The organism is Cupriavidus basilensis (genome assembly GCF_029335485.1).
In the GTDB taxonomy this organism is placed as follows: domain Bacteria; phylum Pseudomonadota; class Gammaproteobacteria; order Burkholderiales; family Burkholderiaceae; genus Cupriavidus; species Cupriavidus basilensis_E.
Window position 1 is genome coordinate 40,881 of sequence record NZ_JARJLM010000446.1, and the last position, 17,643, is coordinate 58,523.

Genomic DNA, 17,643 nt, shown 5'->3' on the forward strand with positions numbered 1-17,643 from the left:
GGGAATGTCGGATAGTCCAAAAACACTCTTGCTCGTCGATGGGTCGAGCTATTTGTATCGCGCGTATCACGCCCTGCCGGATCTGAGGAACGGGGAGGGTCTGCCCACAGGGGCAATCTACGGCATGATCAATATGCTGCGCAAGCTGCGCAGCGATTTTCCGGCAGAGTATAGCGCTTGCGTGTTCGACGCCAAGGGCAAGACCTTCCGCGACGACCTTTATCCTGCGTACAAGGAGCATCGCCCGTCGATGCCGGAAGACCTCGCCAGGCAGATCGAGCCGATCCACGAAGCGGTGCGCGCGCTGGGCTGGCCTATCGTCGTGGTGGAGGGCGTGGAGGCCGACGACGTGATCGGCACGCTGGCCCGCCAGGCTACCGGCGAAGGCATGCGCACGGTGGTTTCCACCGGCGACAAGGACCTGGCGCAGCTGGTCGACGATCATGTCACGCTGGTCAACACCATGAGCGGCGAGGTGCTCGACCCGCCCGGCGTCGTGGCCAAGTTCGGCGTGCCGCCGGCGCGCATCGTCGACTACCTCTCGCTGATCGGCGACGCCGTGGACAACGTGCCCGGCGTGCCCAAGGTCGGCCCCAAGACCGCGGTCAAGTGGCTCACCGAATATGGCACGCTCGACGATGTCATGGCCAGCGCCGCCAGCATCAAGGGCGTGGTTGGCGAGAACCTGCGCAATACGCTGGCGTGGCTGCCCAAGGCCCGCGAACTGGTGACGGTCAAGACCGATTGCGACCTGAAGAGCTCGCTGGCCGATTTCCACAAGCTCAAGGAGGGCGGCGAAGACAAGGACAAGCTGATCGAGTTCTTTGCGCGCTATGGCTTCAAGACCTGGCTGCGCGAGGCGACCGGCGAAAGCCTGCCCAATCCGCGTGCCCAGGCGCGCGCAAGCGCGGCGCAGCCTGCTGACGGCGCGGCGGGAGCGGACGCGGGCCCGGCCCAGGGCGGCTTGTTCGACAATGCACCGGCACCGGCCCAGATCCGCTACGAGACCGTGGCGACCGAGGCGGCGCTGGAAGCCTGGATGCGCCGCATCGAAACAGCGCCGCTGGTGTCCATCGACACCGAAACCACCTCGCTGGACCCGATGCAGGCGCAACTGGTCGGCATCTCGATGTCGATCGAGCCGGGCGAAGCCTGCTATATCCCGGTTGGCCACCGCGGCCCCGATGTGGTCGGCCTGGAGGCCAATGGCCAGCTCTCGCGCGAAGCCGTGCTGGAGCGCATGCGCGCCTGGCTGGAAGATCCGTCGCGCGCGAAAGTCGGCCAGAACCTGAAGTACGACGCGCACGTCTTCGCCAATCATGGCGTGAACCTGCGCGGCATTGCGCACGACACCATGCTGCAGAGCTACGTGCTGGCTTCGCACCGCAACCATGGCATGGACAGCCTGGCCGAGCGCCTGCTCGGCCTCAAGACCATCAGCTACGAGGAAGTGTGCGGCAAGGGCGCCAGCCAGATCGGCTTCGACCAGATCGACATTGCGCGCGCCACCGAGTACGCCGCCGAGGATGCCGACGTCACGATGCGGCTGCACTGCAATATGTACCCGCAGGTGGAAGCGCTGCCGGGGCTGCGCTATGTCTACGAGCAGATCGAAATGCCGGTCTCGGTGGTGCTGCAGAAGATCGAGCGCAACGGCGTGCTGATCGACGCCGATCGCCTGGGCGCGCAGAGCGCGCAGCTTGGCCAGCGTATGCTGGAGCTGGAACAGGCCGCCTATGCGGCCGCGGGCCAGCCGTTCAACCTAGGCTCGCCCAAGCAGATCGGCGAGATCCTGTTCGGCCAGATGAAGCTGCCGGTGGTCAAGAAGACCGCCAGCGGCGCGCCTTCCACCGACGAAGAGGTGCTGCAGAAGCTCGCCGAGGACTATCCGCTGCCCAAGCTGCTGCTGGACTACCGCGGCCTGGCCAAGCTCAAGTCCACCTACACCGACAAGCTGCCGAAGATGGTCAACCCGGCCACCGGGCGCGTGCACACCAGCTATGGACAGACCACCGCGGTGACCGGCCGGCTGGCGTCGACCGAGCCCAACCTGCAGAACATCCCGGTGCGCACCGACGAAGGCCGGCGTATCCGCGAAGCCTTTATCGCCGCGCCGGGCAACGTCATCGTGTCGGCCGACTACTCCCAGATCGAACTGCGCATCATGGCCCATATCTCGGGCGACGAGAACCTGATGCGCGCTTTCGCCCAGGGCGAGGACGTGCACCGGGCCACCGCCGCGGAGATCTTCGGGGTCGGCACGGATGCCGTCAGCAGCGAGCAGCGCCGCTACGCCAAGGTCATCAACTTCGGCCTGATCTACGGCATGAGCGCCTTTGGCCTGGCCGGCAACCTCGGTATCGAGCGCGAGGCGGCCAAGCACTATATCGACCGTTATTTCATGCGCTACCCCGGCGTGGCCCGGTACATGGAAGAAACGCGCCAGACCGCGCGCGAGCAGGGTTTCGTCGAGACCGTGTTCGGCCGCCGCCTGTGGCTGCCCGATATCAACGGCGGCAACGGTCCGCGCCGCCAGGGCGCCGAGCGTGCCGCCATCAATGCGCCGATGCAGGGGACGGCCGCCGACCTGATCAAGCTGTCCATGATCGCCGTGCAGGGCTGGATCGAGCGCGATGGCCTGGCCACGCGCCAGGTCATGCAGGTGCACGATGAACTGGTGCTGGAAGTGCCGCAGGCCGAGCTGGCGCTGGTCAAGGTCAGGCTGCCGGAACTGATGTGCAATGTGGCGACGCTGCGCGTGCCGCTGGTGGCCGAGGTCGGCAGCGGCAGCAATTGGGAGGAAGCGCACTGACCCGCTGAGCTTGTATCCAGTGCCCCGGGGCGGCCTTCCGGCCCGCGCCGGGATTGCCGCCGCCGCGGTATTCCTGCATCCTGCTTCCGATTGAAGCGACCGCTGAATCGGTGAATGGCGTCTTGCCAGTCGTGCTGCTGTGCAGCAAACTGGCGCAAAGCCGAGGCCACTGGCTCGCGTCGTGCCCCCGGCAAAAAAATATCGACGACACTGGGTAGATCATGAGCACAGAGGGAAGGGCGCATCGCATCATCGTAGTCGGAGGCGGGGCAGGCGGGCTGGAACTGGTCACGCGGCTGGGCGACAAGCTCGGCAAGAGCGGGGCCGCGCAGGTGGTACTGGTGGACCGCTCGCCCACGCATATCTGGAAACCGCTGCTGCATGAAGTCGCAGCCGGCAGCATGGATCCCAACACCCATCAGCTCGAGTATGTCGCGCAGGCGCGCTGGCATCATTTCGAGTTCCAGCAAGGCGAGCTGACCGGCATCGACCGCGCCCGCAAGACCATTTCAGTGGCGGGCTGCGTCGACCTCGACGGCTCGGAGCTGCTGCCGGCGCGCGAACTCCCCTACGACACCCTGGTACTGGCGATCGGCTGCGTGACGCATTTCTTCGGCGTGCCCGGCGCTGCCGGGAATGCCATCGCGCTCGACACCGTCGAGCAGGCGGAGCGCTTCCGCCGCCGGCTGATTTCCGCCTGCGTGCGTGCACAGAACGGCCGCGGGCGGCTCGGCGAAGACGGCCGGCCGCGCGTGGACATCGCCATCATCGGCGCCGGCGCCACCGGCGTCGAACTCTCGGCGGAGCTGCGCAATACCGCGCATGTCCTCAGCGCCTACGGCCTGCACCAGCTGGACCCGCGCCGCGATGTGCGCATCCACGTGATCGAGGCCGGCCCGCGTATCCTGCCTGCGCTGTCCGAGCGGGTTTCCGCCGAGACCACCAAGCTGCTGCACAAGCTCGATATCGAGGTCTTCACCGGCGAGCGCGTGACCGAGGTCACGGCCGATGCGGTGCTGACCGCCAGCGGCAAACGCATCGACGCCGACCTGACGGTCTGGGCCGCCGGCATTACCGCGCCCGCGGTGCTGGCCACCCTGGGCCTGCCGGTGAGCCGGATGGGGCAGATCGTGGTCAAGCCCACCCTGCAGAGCGAAGCCGATCCCGATATCTTCGCCTTCGGCGATTGCGCCAGCTGCCCCTGGCCCGAGAAGCAGAGCGCCGTGCCGCCGCGCGCCCAGGCCGCCCACCAGCAGGCCATGTTCCTGTTCGATGCGCTGCGCGCACGCCTCAATGGCAAGCCGCTGCAGGCATTCGCGTTCAAGGACCTGGGCTCGCTGGTTTCGCTGGGGCACTTCAGCGCGGTCGGCAGCCTGATGGGCGGCCTGATCGGCGGCTCGATGTTCATCGAGGGGCTGATGGCGCGCGTCATGTACACCTCGCTGTACCGCATGCATGTCCTGGCGCTGCACGGCGCCGTGCGCATGGGGCTGGACACCGTGACCCACTGGCTGCGCAGCAAGACCAGTCCGCGCGTGAAACTGCACTGACGGGTGCCGGCGCGGGGGCGGTCCTGGCCCCCGTCCGCCGGCCGCGTGCGTTTGTCGCCATGTTTGCTTAGAATCGGAGCCTGTTTCCGGCCGCCGCGCCGCCATGCCTTGCCCATCCGGATCGGCCATCCAAGCCAAACCAAACAGGAGACCGCATGCTGAAGCCAGAAGTGGAAAGCCTTGTCCCCGGCCAGTCCTTTGACCGGCGGTCTTTCGTCAAGACCGCGCTGGGCTCGGCATTTGCCGCGGCCGCATTGCCCGTGATGGCGCAGGCGATCAAGACCGATTTCGCCGGCCTGACCGCGGGCGAGGTCACGATCGGCTCGGGTGGTTTCAGCATGCCCGCCTACCGTGCCCGGCCGGAAGGCAAGACCAGGCTGCCGGTGGTGCTGGTGGTCAGCGAAATCTTCGGGGTGCACGAACATATCGCCGATATCTGCCGGCGCTTCGCCAAGCTGGGCTACCTGGCCATCGCCCCGGAACTGTTTGCGCGCCAGGGCGATCCCGGCAGTTTCGGGACCATCCAGGAGCTGCAGGCCAGGTTGATTTCCAAGGTGCCGGACGAGCAGGTCATGGGCGATCTCGATGCCACCGTGGCCTGGGCCGCGGCCAATGGCGGCAATACCGGCAAGCTGGCCATCACCGGTTTTTGCTGGGGCGGGCGCGTGACCTGGCTTTACGCCGCGCACAGCCGGCAGGTCAAGGCTGCCGTGGCCTGGTACGGCCAGCTGATGGGCGAGCCCACGCCCATCAAGCCGAAGAACCCGATCGATCTGGTCGGCGAGCTCAAGGCGCCGGTACTCGGGCTTTACGGCGGCAAGGACACCGGTATCACGCAGGAGCAGGTGGAAAAGATGAAGGCGGCGTTGGCGGAGTCGGGCAACCCGAACGCCAGGTCGTCGGTCTTCGTGGTCTATCCCGAGTCCGGCCATGCCTTCAATGCCGACTATCGCCCGAGCTATCGCGAGGCCGACGCCAGGGATGGCTGGCAGCGCTGCCTGGCATCCTTCAGGCAGCACGGCGTCTCCTGAGCGGCGCGCGTGGCGTTGGCACCGCCGCCTTTCCCCTCTCGCGTACACGCGCCGACGATGGTCATTGCAAAGTCGGCGCCAATCTACGTACAATGCGGGCTTCGTTTCTTGCAACAGTGTTGCGTTTGAGATCGATGCTGCTCCCCAGGGGCGCATAACCGATCCCGGGAGCCTATCATCCATTCCACCCTTGCCTATATCCTGCTTGCCGCCACTATCTCGGGGGTGGGCAGTATCTTCGGGGCGGCGCTGCTGACGCTGACGGCAGCCTCGCGCGTGGTGGAGCGCATGGTGAGCTTCTCGGTCGGGGTGCTGCTGGCCACGGCCCTGCTGCATTCGCTGCCGGAGGCGTTCGAGTCGGGTGCCGATCCGCGCGCCTTGTTCGGTACCTTGCTGGCCGGCCTGCTCGGTTTTTTCCTGCTCGAGAAGGTCGCGCTGCTGCGCCACTCGCATCACCACGAGGGTGACGGGCACCACCACCACCACGGGCATGACCGCGAGGAAGCCGGGCGCAGCGGCCTGACCATCCTGGTGGGCGATACCTTCCACAATTTTGCCGACGGCATCGTGATCGCCGCGGCGTTCCTGGCGGACCCGCATATCGGGCTGGTCACCGCGCTGGCCATCGCCGCCCACGAGATCCCGCAGGAAGTGGGCGATTTCATCGTGCTGCTCAACGCTGGTTTTTCGAAGGCGCGCGCCTTTGCCTTCAACCTGCTGTCCAGCGTAGCGGCCATCGCCGGCGGCCTGGTGGGATATTTCCTGCTCGACCAGATGAGCAGCTGGATTCCCTATGTGCTGGTGATTGCCTCGAGCAGTTTTGTCTATATCGCCGTCAGCGATCTGATGCCGCAGATGCAGCGCAAGCCGCGCTGGCGCGAGTCCATCATCCAGGTTGTACTGGTAGCCACGGGGATCTGCGCCATCTACTTCGTTACCAAGGATGTACACCATGCGCATGGCGAGGGTCATGCGCATGGTGTGGCGGCTCCCGCCCGATAAGCCTGGGCGGCGCGAGCCGCCGGCCAGGCATGCGCGCCAGGGTCGCCGGGCTCAGGTTCCGCTGGCCACCGGCCGCGCGGGGTCGGCGCACCACTCGCTCCAGGAGCCGGGATAGAGCGCGGCACCTGGCAGGCCGGCCACTTCCAGTGCCAGCAGGTTGTGGCACGCGGTCACGCCCGAGCCGCATTGCATGACGGCCTGGCTGGCGGGCGTGTTGCCCAAGACCTGGCCGAATTCCTGCTGCAGCGCTGCGGCGGGCTTGAACGCGCCGTTGTCCTGCAGGTTGTCCTTGAAGAAGCGATTGACCGCGCCCGGGATATGTCCGCCCACGGGATCGAGCGTTTCGTTCTCGCCACGGAAGCGGTCCGGCGCCCGGGCGTCGACCACCAGCCGCGCAGGCCTGGCCAGGTTGGCCAGCACCGCGCCGGCATCCACGGTGGCCACCAGCGCGGCCTTGCGCGCCAGCGTGCCGGGCGTTTCGGGTTCCGGCGCGTTGCCGGCCTCGAGCGGCAGGCCGGCCGCTACCCAGGCGCTCTTGCCGCCATCCAGCACGGCGACCGCGCCGTGGCCCAGCCAGCGCAGCAGCCACCATGCGCGCGCCGCGTACATGCCGCCCTGCGCGTCATAGGCAACCACCTGGCTGGCTTCATTCACGCCGAGCGCGCGCAGGCGCGCGGCCAGCGTGTCGGGGTCGGGCAGCGGATGGCGTCCGTTGGCGCCGGTCTTTTCGCCGGACAGTTCATTGTCCAGATGCAGATAGAAGGCGCCGGGCAGATGGCCCGCATGGTAGGCCTCGCGCCCGGCGGCCGGGTTGGCGAGGTCGAAGCTGCAGTCGATCACGACGCTGTGGCGGCCGCCGTCTTCGCGCAGCGCGCGCAGGTCCTGGCTGGAGATCAGGGTGGTGAACATGGGATAACCTTGGGTTGGGAAAGCGCAACTGGCCTACGATGCTACACCTCGGGATGCACTTCCGCTTCTGCCGACTTGACCGGGGTGTCGGCGGTGGGTTGCCGGTTGGAGCTTTCGCGCGCCCGCGTCAGGGTGGTGGCGATGCCGCTGGCGACGATCAGCGCCATGCCAAGCCAGGACAGCCAGTTGAGCTGGTCGCGCCAGACCATCATGCCCCACAGGCTGGAGAACACGATGCCGGCATATTGCAGGTTGGCGGTGAGCAGGGTGTTGCCGCGCTTGTAGGCGCGCGTCATCGCGGTCTGGCCGAGCGTGGCCAGGACCCCGATGGCCAGCAGCAGGCCCGCGCCGCGCCAGCTGTGGGGGCTCGGGCCTGAGTACAGCATCCAGATCAGTCCGATCGTCATGCCGACCGCCGAGAAATAGAACACGATGCGGCCTTCGGGCTCGCCCAGCTGGCCGAGCTGCCGGACCTCGACATAGGCCAGCGCGGTAAAGATCCCGGAGATGAGGCCGATCAGGCCGCCGGTGAGCTGGTTGTGCCCGACGGACGGTTGCAGCAGGCACAGCACGCCCGCAAACGACATCAGGATGGCGCCGATCAGCTTGCGGTCGGCGCCGCCGGTGCCCGTCAGCGCGGCGCCGGCGCCCAGGATCAGCGCGATCCAGACCGGCGACATGTAGTTCAGGGTCATCGCCGTGGCCAGCGGCAGCATGGTGATCGAGGTGAACCACAGCAGCAGGGCGGTCACGCCGAACAGGCTGCGCTTGATATGCATGGCCATGTGCGGCGTGCGTACCGAGGTGCCCGACGAGGCCAGTATCGTCCACATGATGACGACGCCGATCAGGCTGCGGTAGAACACGATCTCGCCCGTGCCGTAGAACTCGGACGCCAGCTTGACGCCCACCCCCATCAACGAAAAGGCGAAGGCGGCGAACAGCATCCAGAGCGATTGCATGGCGGGGGCGAAGGAGGAATGAGACAGCGCGCGATCCGGGCCCCGATCTCACGCGGGTTCTCGAATCTCGAAAGGCTCCGCGCAAGGCGGATGGCCGGCGCGGCGCCGGGCGCACACCGGAAGCGGCGATTGTATCAGCGGGCGTGCACCGCACCAAACGCAAAACGGACCGCCGGGGCGGTCCGTTTTGCCTGATTTGCCACTGCGGCAGGCCGCAAAGCCTTGGCCCGCAGGTCAGCCGGTGAAGGACATGGCGCGGCGATACCATTCATGAAAGTGCTGCATACCGTCTTCCATCGGCGACTGGTAGGGTCCGGTTTCGCTGACTCCGCGCCTTAGCAGCGCCCGGCGCCCGGCATCCATGCGTTCAGCGATCTCGTCGTCCTCGATGCAGGTTTCCATGTAGGCGGCGCGCTCGGCCTCGACGAACTCGCGCTCGAACAGCACGATTTCCTCGGGATAGTAAAACTCGACGACATTGCGTGTCTTGTCCGGTCCGAGCGGATGCAGCGTCGAGACCACGAGCACGTGCGGGTACCATTCCACCATGATGTTGGGGTAGTACGTCAGCCAGATCGCGCCGTATTTCGGCAGCACGCCGTTGTTGAAGCGCAGTACGGCCTCATGCCATTTCTGGTAGGTGGGGCTGCCCGGGCGCTTCAGGCCGGCGTGCAGGCCAACCGTCTGGACGCTGTGCCAGTCGCCGAACTCCCAGCTCAGGTCGTCGCAGGAGACGAAACTGCCCAGGCCCGGGTGGAACGGCACGACGTGGTAGTCTTCCAGATAGACCTCGATGAAGGTCTTCCAGTTGTAGTTGCACTCGTGGACCTCGACGTGGTCGAGCATGTAGCCGTCGAAGTCCAGGTCCCCGGCCACGCCCAGGCGAGCCAGGTCGGCCCGCACGTCGCGCTGGCCCTCGAACAGCAAGCCGTTCCAGTTCTGCAGCGGCGAACGGTTCAGGTGCACGCACGGCTGCTCCGCGAAATGCGGCGCGCCGAGCAGTTCACCCTTCAGGTCGTAGGTCCAGCGGTGCAAGGGGCAGACGATGTTCTGCGCATTGCCGCGGCCATTGAGCATGATGGCCTGCCGGTGGCGGCAGACATTGGACAGGAGCTCGATGCCGTCGGCATTCCTCACCAGGATGCGGCCTTCTTCCTCGGCCGCCAGGGCGTGGTAATCGCCCGTCTCCGGGATCATCAGCTCGTGGCCGACATAGCCCGGGCCCTTCTTGAACAGCAGTTCCAGTTCTTGTTGATGCAGTGGCTCGTCGAAGTAGACGTTGACGGGCAGCTGCGTATCAGCCGGCACCAGTTTCAGCGCGGTGCTGAGATTGGACATTATCCCCACTCCCTATGACAGGCGAAAGCAGTGAACAACCCAACCATCGAAAAGAAATCGATTTGGGAAAGACTGTCAGCCGTGCCATGACCCGCTCCGGGCGCATGGATGCAGTTCACGCTGACGAACCGCGGATTGTACCCGAGCGAAAAAGTTAAGGGACTGATTTTTTTGCCTTTTTAGCGAAAAAGTCGACCCGGGTCGTCATGGAGGTGCCGTTCGGGGCGCATTCGGAAAGACGACCCAAGCGCACAAGTCACTTTCGGGTGTTGCCCTCCGCCTCACCCGACGGATGGGATGCGGGCAATGTCCCGCTTTGGCGTAAAATCCCAGCTTCCCCTGTTTCAATGCCCGAAATGCCAAAGACTACGAGCTCCCCGGCCGACATCGATCCGGCCCCGACCGACCAGCGGTCGCCCCTCGCGCCGCCCGCTTCCTATGAGGCCGCCATGGCCGAGCTGGAAGGGCTGGTAGCCAGCATGGAGGGTGGCGCGCTGCCGCTGGAAGACTCCCTGGCGGCGTACAAGCGCGGGGCGGAACTGGTCAGGTATTGCCAGCAGATGCTCGAACGCGTGGAGCAGCAGGTCAAAGTGCTGGAGGGCGACGTGCTCAAGCCAGTGACCGCCGAAACCGGCATCCCGGGAGAGCAAGAATGAGCGATTCGCGCCAGACCGCCGAAGCCGGCGATTTCGCCGCCTGGATGGGCGCCCAGGGCGCCCGCACCGAGGCCGCGCTCGACGCCGCCCTGCCGGCCGCTGTAACCGTGCCTTGCACGCTGCACGAAGGCATGCGGTATGCTGTGCTCGGCGGCGGCAAGCGGGTACGTCCCCTGCTGGTTCATGCTGCCGGCGAAGTGGTTGGCGCATCACCCGAAGCGTGCGATGCTGCGGCTTGCGCGGTGGAGATGATCCATGCGTACTCGCTGGTGCACGACGATATGCCCTGCATGGATGACGACGACCTGCGCCGCGGCCGTCCCACCGTGCACAAGGCCTATGACGAGGCGACCGCACTGCTGGTGGGCGACGCGTTGCAGACCCAGGCTTTCGTGGTGCTGGCCGAGGCCGCATCGCTGGCCGGGCTCGGCGCTGACGCGCGCATGCGCCTGGTGGCCGAGCTGGCACGGGCCTCTGGCTCGGTAGGCATGGCGGGCGGGCAGGCGATCGACCTGCAGCACGTGGGCCTGGCCATGTCGCTGGACGAACTCGAGGCGATGCACCGCATGAAAACCGGTGCCTTGCTGCGCGCCAGTGTGCGCATGGGCGCGTACTGCGGCACGGTGGACGAGGCTGGCATGGCCGCGCTCGAGCGCTACGCCGCCGCCGTGGGCCTGGCGTTCCAGGTGGTGGACGATATCCTCGACGTGACCGCGGATACCGCCACGCTGGGCAAGACCGCCGGCAAGGACGCCGCCCACGACAAGCCGACCTATGTATCGCTGATGGGGCTCGAGCCTGCCCGCCAACTGGCGGAGCAGCTGCGGACGACGGCGCACGAAGCGCTGGCTGTCTTTGGCGCGCGCGCCAGACGCCTGGGCGAACTGGCCGATCTGATCGTGCTGCGCTCGAACTGAATTGATAAGCAGGAAAACCGACAACCGGGCACAAGAATCCGGCCGCCGAACGGACATCATGACCTACGCACTGCTCAAAACTATTGACGACCCCGCAGCCCTCCGCAGGCTGGACCGCCGGCAGCTCGGAACGCTGGCTGACGAACTCCGCGCCTATGTGCTCGAATCGGTGTCGCAGACTGGCGGCCACCTGTCGTCCAACCTTGGCACGGTCGAGCTGACCATCGCACTGCACTACGTGTTCAACACGCCGGACGACCGCGTGGTATGGGACGTCGGGCACCAAAGCTATCCGCACAAGATCCTGACCGGGCGCCGCGACCGCATGCATTCGCTGCGCCAGTGGGGCGGCATCTCGGGCTTCCCGCGCCGCAGCGAAAGCGAATACGACACCTTTGGCACCGCGCACTCCTCCACCTCGATCTCGGCCGCGCTGGGCATGGCGCTGGGCGCCCGCACGCTGGGCGAGAAGCGCGTGTCGATCGCCGTGATCGGCGACGGCGCGATGACCGCGGGCATGGCCTTCGAGGCCATGAACAATGCCGGCGTCTACAAGGACCTGCCGCTGCTGGTGGTGCTGAACGACAACGACATGTCGATCTCGCCGCCGGTCGGCGCGCTCAACAACCACCTGGCGCGGCTGATGAGCGGCAAGTTCTACGCGGCCACCAAGAAGGGCATCGAACGCGTGCTGTCGGTGGCCCCGCCCGTGCTCGAGTTCGCCAAGCGCTTCGAGGAACATGCCAAGGGCATGGTGGTGCCGGCGACGCTGTTCGAGGAGTTCGGCTTCAACTACATCGGCCCGATCGACGGCCACGATCTCGAATCGCTGGTGCCGACGCTGCAGAACATCCGCCAGCGTGCCCTCGAAGGCGGCGGCCCGCAGTTCCTGCACGTGGTCACCAAGAAGGGCCAGGGCTACAAGCTGGCCGAGGCCGATCCGATCCTGTATCACGGTCCCGGCAAGTTCAATCCGGCCGAAGGCATCCGCCCGTCGACCAAGCCTGCGCGCAAGACCTACACCCAGGTCTTCGGCGAATGGCTGTGCGACATGGCCGCCGCCGACCCGCGCCTGGTGGGGGTGACGCCGGCCATGCGCGAAGGCTCGGGCATGGTGGAGTTCGAGAAGCGCTTTCCCAACCGCTACTACGATGTGGGCATCGCTGAACAGCATGCCGTGACGTTCGCGGGCGGTCTGGCCTGCGAAGGCCTCAAGCCCGTGCTGGCGATCTATTCCACCTTCCTGCAGCGTGGCTATGACCAGTTGATCCACGACGTGGCGCTGCAGAACCTGCCGGTGGTGTTCGCGCTCGACCGTGCCGGGCTGGTGGGCGCCGACGGCGCCACCCACGCCGGCGCCTACGACATCGCCTTCCTGCGCTGCATCCCCAATATGATGGTGATGACGCCGGCCGACGAGAACGAATGCCGCCAACTGCTGACCACCGCTTACCAGCAGGCGTGCCCGACCGCCGTGCGCTACCCGCGCGGCGCCGGCACCGGCGTGGCCACGCAGGCCGCGCTCACCGCGCTGCCGGTGGGCAAGGGCGAGATGCGCCGTACCGGCGGCGCGCGGGCCGGCCAGCGCGTGGCCTTCCTGGCCTTCGGTTCCATGCTGCATCCGGCGCTGGGCGCGGCCGAGGCGCTCGACGCCTCGGTGGCCAACATGCGCTTCGTCAAGCCGCTCGACGAGGAACTCGTGAAGACGCTGGCGCGCGATCACGATTACCTCGTCACCGTCGAGGAGGGCTGCGTGATGGGTGGCGCCGGCAGCGCGGTGCTCGAGGCGCTGGCTGCCGCCGGCATCGTCGTGCCGGTGTTGCAGCTCGGCCTGCCGGACCGCTTTGTCGATCATGGCGACCCGGCCTTCCTGCTCTCGCAATGCGGGCTGGACGCGGCGGGCATCGAGCATGCCGTGCGCGAGCGCTTCAGCCTGACCCAGGCGGCAGTCGCCACGCGCGCGGCCTGATCCGTCCCGATCCCGGCGTGTCCGCCGATGGCGGGCGCGCCGGCGCCTTTCCTTCCTGTTATCGTACGACCCCCGTTCCGCCTTCGTTACCGTTCCGGTTCCGGGCCTTGCCCGGGCTTTGGCAGAGCCGCATGGCGGCGGCGATCGCGCCATCATCCGTATGGATCGTGCGGGTATCGCCCGCCCGTGGGCAGCAATAGACGATTTCCCTTAGAATCGCAGGTTCTGTGTTCGCAGCTGCGGGACGGCATCGGCTTTGCGCTCGCCCGCGGTTTCACACTCGTTGCGCGGCAAAGTTGACTGCGAAAAATGCCGCGACCGTAGAGGAAACCTGACCGATATGAATGACATCAATCCCGCCTTCGTGATGCCCGACGTGCAGTCGAGCCTCGATACCCGCCAGATCCCGATCCAGCGGGTTGGCGTGAAAGGCGTGCGTTATCCGCTGTCGCTGAAGACCCCCGCCGGCGTGCTGGCCACGGTCGGCACCTTCAACCTCGACGTGCACCTGCCCGCCGACCAGAAGGGCACGCACATGTCGCGCTTTGTCGCGCTGCTCGAGGAAGAGCGCGAGCCGCTCGAACTGGCCACCTTCCGCTCGCTGCTCGACAAGATGCTGGTCAAGCTCGAGGCCGAGGCCGGACGCATCGAGGTCACCTTCCCTTATTTCATCAACAAGATCGCGCCGGTGTCGGGCGTGCAATCGTTGATGGATTACGAAGTCACGCTGATCGGCGAGGTACGCAACGGCGCGGCCAAGGTCTTCCTGAAGGCCCTGGTGCCGGTTACCAGCCTGTGTCCGTGCTCGAAGAAGATCTCGCAATACGGCGCGCACAACCAGCGCTCGCATATCACCATGAACGTCGAGCTGGCGGGCGACCTGCCGGTCGAGGCACTGGTGCGCATGGCCGAGGAAGAAGCCTCGTGCGAACTGTGGGGCTTGCTCAAGCGCCCCGACGAAAAATTCGTCACCGAGCGCGCCTATGAGAACCCCAAGTTCGTCGAAGACCTGGTGCGCGATATCGCCATGCGCCTGAACGCGGACGAGCGCATCGTGGCTTACGTGCTGGAGGCGGAGAACTTCGAGTCCATCCATAACCACAGCGCCTATGCCGTGATCGAGCGTGACAAGCGCGCGGCGTAATTGGCCGGCTTGGCGATAGCCGGGCAACAAGAAAGTAGGAAAGCCACCGTAAAGGTGGCTTTTTTCTTGGCGTTCGGGTGGGAGAACGACGCGGGAAAGCCTAGTGCGCCGCCGGCAAGCGGATGTCCGACAGATCCCAGCGCGGCGTCACGCCATAGCCGTAGCTGTGCTGCGCCAGTTCGGGCGCGGCCTGCAGCCGCATGGCGCCGGCGAAGGCGATCATGGCGCCGTTGTCGGTGCAGAAGGCCAGGTCCGGGTAATAGACCTGGATCTTCTTCTGCACCCCGAGCTGGTCCAGGCGCTCGCGCAACTGGCGATTCGCGCCCACGCCGCCGGCCACCACCAGCCGGCGATGCCCGGTCTGCTTGAGCGCGGCCATGGACTTGGCGGCCAGCACGTCGACGATGGCGTCGACGAAGGAGCGCGCCAGGTTGGCGCGGTCCTGCTCGCACACATTGGCCAGCTTGCGGGTTTGCGTCAGCACCGCGGTCTTCAGGCCGGCAAAGGAAAAATCGAGGTTGCCCGAATGCAGCATCGGGCGCGGCAGGGCATACACGCCGGGCATGCCGAACTCGGCCAGCCGCGATACCTCGGGGCCGCCCGGATAGCTCAGGCCGAGCAGTTTGGCGGTCTTGTCGAAGGCCTCGCCGGCGGCATCGTCCAGGGTCTCGCCCAGCAAGGCGTAGTCGCCGATGCCGCGCACTTCCATCAACTGCGTGTGCCCGCCGGAAACCAGCAAGGCCACGAAGGGGAAGGGCGGCGGATCGCGCGTCAGCAGCGGCGACAGCAGGTGGCCTTCCAGGTGGTGCACGCCCACCATCGGCACATGGAGGGCAAAGCCCAGCGCATTGGCAACCGATGCGCCCACCAGCAGCGCGCCGGCCAGGCCGGGCCCTTGCGTAAAGGCGATGGCGTCGATGTCGGCGCGGGTGCGTCCGGCTTCGTCCAGCACCTGTTGCAAGAGCGGCAGGACACGGCGGATATGGTCGCGCGAGGCGAGTTCGGGCACCACGCCGCCGTAGTCGCGGTGCATGGCGATCTGGGAATGCAGGGCGTGGGCGAGCAGGCCGGCTTCGGTATCGTACAGGGCGAGGCCGGTTTCGTCGCAGGAAGATTCAATGCCGAGGACAAGCATGGGAGCAGCAAGGCCGGCATCTGGCGAGGCCGGCAAATCAAGGGTTGGTGCAGGCGGCTGGCCGTCGGGCCGGCTGCCTGGCGCAAGGCCAGCAGGGTAGCACAGCGGCGCCAGCCCCGCTTTTCGCTACAATCGCCGCTTCTTTCAAGGCAGGATGGGCATGGGCAACAAGCAGACCGCGGAGACCGGCCAGACCGGTGCGCGCGCAGGGCGCTTTGATGTGGCGGTGCTTGGCGCCGGGGCCGCCGGCATGATGTGCGCCGCCGTGGCGGGGCAGGGCGGCGCCAGCGTGGTACTGGTAGATCATGCCACGCGCCTGGCCGAGAAAATCCGCATTTCCGGCGGCGGCCGCTGCAATTTCACCAACCTGCAGGCGGGGCCGGCCAATTATCTGTCGTCCAATCCGCACTTCTGCCGCTCCGCGCTCGCACGCTATACGCCGCAGGATTTCCTTGCGCTGATGCGGCGCCATGAGATCGACTGGCACGAAAAGCATCGCGGCCAGCTCTTTTGCAACGACAGCGCCGAGCAGGTGATCGAGATGCTGCGTGCCGAATGCGGCGCCGGCAATGTGCACTGGCGAACCGGATGCAGCGTGGACGAGGTCCGGCGCGAGGGCGAGGATTTCCTGCTGATGACAGCGCATGGGCCGATCCGGGCCGGCGCCCTGGTGGTGGCGACCGGCGGGCTCTCCATTCCCAAGATCGGCGCCACCGACCTGGGCTACCGCATTGCCCGCCAGTTCGGGCTGGGCGTGGCCGAGACGCGGCCGGCGCTGGTGCCCCTGACCTTCGACGGACAGGGATGGGCGCCGTTCGCGCCGCTGGCCGGGGTGTCGATGGAAGTCGATATCGCCACCGGCAGCGGGAAGACGGCCGGTGGCTTCAAGGAAGACCTGTTGTGGACCCATCGTGGCCTGTCCGGTCCGGCCGTACTGCAGATATCCAGTTTCTGGCGCCCGGGTACGCCCATCGCCATCGACCTGTTCGATGGCAACGACGCCGGCGCCTGGCTGCTCGAGCAAAAGGGCAGCAGCCGCAAACACCTGGCCAACCTGCTCGCCGAGAGGCTGCCCTCCCGGCTGGCCGACGCCTGGTGCGCCGCGGCCGGCCTGAATGGCGCCCAGCCGCTGCACGACATGCCGGACAAGGCACTACGCCGGCTCGGTGCGGCGCTCAACGGCTGGCAACTGGTGCCGGCGGGCACCGAGGGCTACCGCAAAGCCGAAGTCACGCTGGGCGGCGTGGATACCCGCGCGCTGTCGTCCGCCACCATGATGGCAAGGACGGTGCCCAACCTGTATTTCATTGGCGAGGTGGTCGACGTGACCGGCTGGCTGGGGGGCTACAACTTCCAGTGGGCATGGGCCTCTGGCGTGGCGGCTGGCCAGGCTGTTGCGGAAAACGCACGAGCCGCGGCGGCGGGAGCGGCCTGAGCGGCGTATCGGCAAATTTGCGCGGTGCGGTCTTGACAATCCCTGTGCTACACTTGTAGCTTTCGTAAAACCGCTAACAGCTGCCACTTATTTCAGCAAAATGACCACGATCCGCCTGAAAGACAACGAGCCGTTTGAAGTTGCCATGCGCCGTTTCAAGCGCACCATCGAAAAGAACGGCTTGATTACTGAATTGCGGGCTCGCGAGTTTTACGAAAAGCCGACGGCTGAGCGCAAGCGCAAGAAAGCCGCCGCCGAAAAGCGCCACTACAAGCGCATCCGCAGCCAGATGCTGCCGAAGAAGCTGTACTGACCGTACCCTTCGCATCCGCATCAGAACCCGCTGTGGGCACGGCTCCGGCGGGTTTTTGCATTGGCGCCCCGGTGGCTCGCGTGCCTGCCAGGCCGCCAGTGTCCTGCCCACTCTTTCCTGGAAAATTGCCATGTCCCTCAAAGCCCGTATCAGCGAAGACATGAAGGCCGCCATGCGCGCCCGCGAGTCCGAGCGCCTCGGCACCATCCGCCTGCTGCTGGCGGCCATCAAGCAACGGGAAGTGGACGAGCGCATCGAACTCGACGACGCTGCCGTGCAGGGCGTGATCGACAAGCTGATCAAGCAGCGCAAGGATTCCATCTCCCAGTTCCAGCAAGCCGGCCGCAACGACCTGGCGGACAAGGAAAGCGCCGAAGTGGAAGTGCTCAAGGTCTATATGCCCGCAGCGCTGTCCGATGCGGAAGTCGCTGCCGAGGTGCAGAAGGCGGTGGCCGAAAGCGGTGCCGCCG

At 66.4% G+C, this 17,643-nt stretch carries 15 protein-coding genes; 11 read left to right on the plus strand and 4 right to left on the minus strand.

The annotated features are described in order from the left end of the window. Window positions 1-4: 4 nt before the first annotated feature. The 4 genes from polA to P3W85_RS27150 all read left to right on the plus strand — a co-directional run bounded on the left by polA (window position 5) and on the right by P3W85_RS27150 (window position 6,395). Window positions 5-2,812, plus strand: a complete 2,808-nt coding sequence (gene polA, locus P3W85_RS27135; RefSeq protein WP_276267018.1) for a DNA polymerase I — start codon at window positions 5-7, stop codon at window positions 2,810-2,812. Window positions 2,813-3,033: 221 nt separating this feature from the next. Beyond that, on the plus strand, window positions 3,034-4,362 hold the full coding sequence (locus tag P3W85_RS27140; RefSeq protein ID WP_276267019.1) for an NAD(P)/FAD-dependent oxidoreductase: 1,329 nt from the start codon (window positions 3,034-3,036) through the stop codon (window positions 4,360-4,362). 155 nt (window positions 4,363-4,517) lie between these two features. Then, entirely contained in the window at window positions 4,518-5,393 is an 876-nt protein-coding gene (locus P3W85_RS27145) for a dienelactone hydrolase family protein (protein WP_276267020.1), read from the plus strand. 174 nt (window positions 5,394-5,567) lie between these two features. After that, entirely contained in the window at window positions 5,568-6,395 is an 828-nt protein-coding gene (locus P3W85_RS27150; RefSeq protein WP_051078656.1) for a ZIP family metal transporter, read from the plus strand. Between the two features lie 51 nt (window positions 6,396-6,446). Here the strand turns inward: P3W85_RS27150 and P3W85_RS27155 are convergent, their stop codons facing one another. From P3W85_RS27155 to P3W85_RS27165, 3 genes are all read right to left on the minus strand, one after another. Then, window positions 6,447-7,304, minus strand: coding sequence for a sulfurtransferase (locus P3W85_RS27155; RefSeq protein WP_276267021.1), 858 nt, complete (start codon window positions 7,302-7,304; stop codon window positions 6,447-6,449). Between the two features lie 41 nt (window positions 7,305-7,345). After that, the gene (locus P3W85_RS27160) at window positions 7,346-8,266 is read right to left on the minus strand and encodes a DMT family transporter (protein WP_017224912.1); all 921 of its coding nucleotides are present in this window, start codon (window positions 8,264-8,266) and stop codon (window positions 7,346-7,348) included. A 234-nt stretch (window positions 8,267-8,500) separates the two neighbouring features. Further along, window positions 8,501-9,604: an aromatic ring-hydroxylating oxygenase subunit alpha gene (locus P3W85_RS27165; RefSeq protein WP_017224913.1), complete on the minus strand. Its 1,104-nt coding sequence runs from the start codon at window positions 9,602-9,604 to the stop codon at window positions 8,501-8,503. 356 nt (window positions 9,605-9,960) lie between these two features. Between P3W85_RS27165 and P3W85_RS27170 the strand changes: the two genes are divergently transcribed. The 4 genes from P3W85_RS27170 to folE2 all read left to right on the plus strand — a co-directional run bounded on the left by P3W85_RS27170 (window position 9,961) and on the right by folE2 (window position 14,290). Then, the gene (locus tag P3W85_RS27170; protein WP_035807208.1) at window positions 9,961-10,260 is read left to right on the plus strand and encodes an exodeoxyribonuclease VII small subunit; all 300 of its coding nucleotides are present in this window, start codon (window positions 9,961-9,963) and stop codon (window positions 10,258-10,260) included. Continuing rightward, a complete protein-coding gene (locus tag P3W85_RS27175) occupies window positions 10,257-11,177 on the plus strand; it encodes a polyprenyl synthetase family protein (protein ID WP_276267022.1) in 921 nt (306 codons plus the stop codon). The genes P3W85_RS27170 and P3W85_RS27175 overlap by 4 nt, the downstream gene beginning before the upstream one ends. Before the next feature lie 58 nt (window positions 11,178-11,235). Next, the gene (gene dxs / locus P3W85_RS27180; RefSeq protein WP_276267023.1) at window positions 11,236-13,146 is read left to right on the plus strand and encodes a 1-deoxy-D-xylulose-5-phosphate synthase; all 1,911 of its coding nucleotides are present in this window, start codon (window positions 11,236-11,238) and stop codon (window positions 13,144-13,146) included. 340 nt (window positions 13,147-13,486) lie between these two features. Further along, on the plus strand, window positions 13,487-14,290 hold the full coding sequence (gene folE2 / locus P3W85_RS27185; protein ID WP_276267024.1) for a GTP cyclohydrolase FolE2: 804 nt from the start codon (window positions 13,487-13,489) through the stop codon (window positions 14,288-14,290). 100 nt (window positions 14,291-14,390) lie between these two features. On the opposite strand, the gene tsaD is transcribed toward folE2, so the two are convergent. Further along, entirely contained in the window at window positions 14,391-15,425 is a 1,035-nt protein-coding gene (tsaD, locus tag P3W85_RS27190) for a tRNA (adenosine(37)-N6)-threonylcarbamoyltransferase complex transferase subunit TsaD (RefSeq protein WP_276267025.1), read from the minus strand. Window positions 15,426-15,585: 160 nt separating this feature from the next. Between tsaD and P3W85_RS27195 the strand changes: the two genes are divergently transcribed. The 3 genes from P3W85_RS27195 to P3W85_RS27205 form a co-directional block, all read left to right on the plus strand. After that, window positions 15,586-16,860, plus strand: a complete 1,275-nt coding sequence (locus P3W85_RS27195; protein WP_017226049.1) for an NAD(P)/FAD-dependent oxidoreductase — start codon at window positions 15,586-15,588, stop codon at window positions 16,858-16,860. A 100-nt stretch (window positions 16,861-16,960) separates the two neighbouring features. Then, window positions 16,961-17,173, plus strand: a complete 213-nt coding sequence (gene rpsU / locus P3W85_RS27200; protein ID WP_017226050.1) for a 30S ribosomal protein S21 — start codon at window positions 16,961-16,963, stop codon at window positions 17,171-17,173. 130 nt (window positions 17,174-17,303) lie between these two features. After that, window positions 17,304-17,643, plus strand: a 340-nt coding sequence (locus P3W85_RS27205; protein WP_276267026.1) for a GatB/YqeY domain-containing protein, incomplete at its 3' end; no start/stop codon positions are given.

Excerpts from the sequence above, each read along its gene's own strand:
- polA (WP_276267018.1), top strand. The coding sequence starts at position 5 with ATGTCGGATAGTCCAAAAACACTCTTGCTCGTCGATGGGTCGAGCTAT.
- P3W85_RS27140 (WP_276267019.1), top strand. The coding sequence starts at position 3,034 with ATGAGCACAGAGGGAAGGGCGCATCGCATCATCGTAGTCGGAGGCGGG.
- P3W85_RS27145 (WP_276267020.1), top strand. The coding sequence starts at position 4,518 with ATGCTGAAGCCAGAAGTGGAAAGCCTTGTCCCCGGCCAGTCCTTTGAC.
- P3W85_RS27155 (WP_276267021.1), bottom strand. The coding sequence starts at position 7,304 with ATGTTCACCACCCTGATCTCCAGCCAGGACCTGCGCGCGCTGCGCGAA.
- P3W85_RS27160 (WP_017224912.1), bottom strand. The coding sequence starts at position 8,266 with ATGCAATCGCTCTGGATGCTGTTCGCCGCCTTCGCCTTTTCGTTGATG.
- P3W85_RS27165 (WP_017224913.1), bottom strand. The coding sequence starts at position 9,604 with ATGTCCAATCTCAGCACCGCGCTGAAACTGGTGCCGGCTGATACGCAG.
- P3W85_RS27170 (WP_035807208.1), top strand. The coding sequence starts at position 9,961 with ATGCCAAAGACTACGAGCTCCCCGGCCGACATCGATCCGGCCCCGACC.
- P3W85_RS27175 (WP_276267022.1), top strand. The coding sequence starts at position 10,257 with ATGAGCGATTCGCGCCAGACCGCCGAAGCCGGCGATTTCGCCGCCTGG.
- dxs (WP_276267023.1), top strand. The coding sequence starts at position 11,236 with ATGACCTACGCACTGCTCAAAACTATTGACGACCCCGCAGCCCTCCGC.
- folE2 (WP_276267024.1), top strand. The coding sequence starts at position 13,487 with ATGAATGACATCAATCCCGCCTTCGTGATGCCCGACGTGCAGTCGAGC.
- tsaD (WP_276267025.1), bottom strand. The coding sequence starts at position 15,425 with ATGCTTGTCCTCGGCATTGAATCTTCCTGCGACGAAACCGGCCTCGCC.
- P3W85_RS27195 (WP_017226049.1), top strand. The coding sequence starts at position 15,586 with ATGGGCAACAAGCAGACCGCGGAGACCGGCCAGACCGGTGCGCGCGCA.
- rpsU (WP_017226050.1), top strand. The coding sequence starts at position 16,961 with ATGACCACGATCCGCCTGAAAGACAACGAGCCGTTTGAAGTTGCCATG.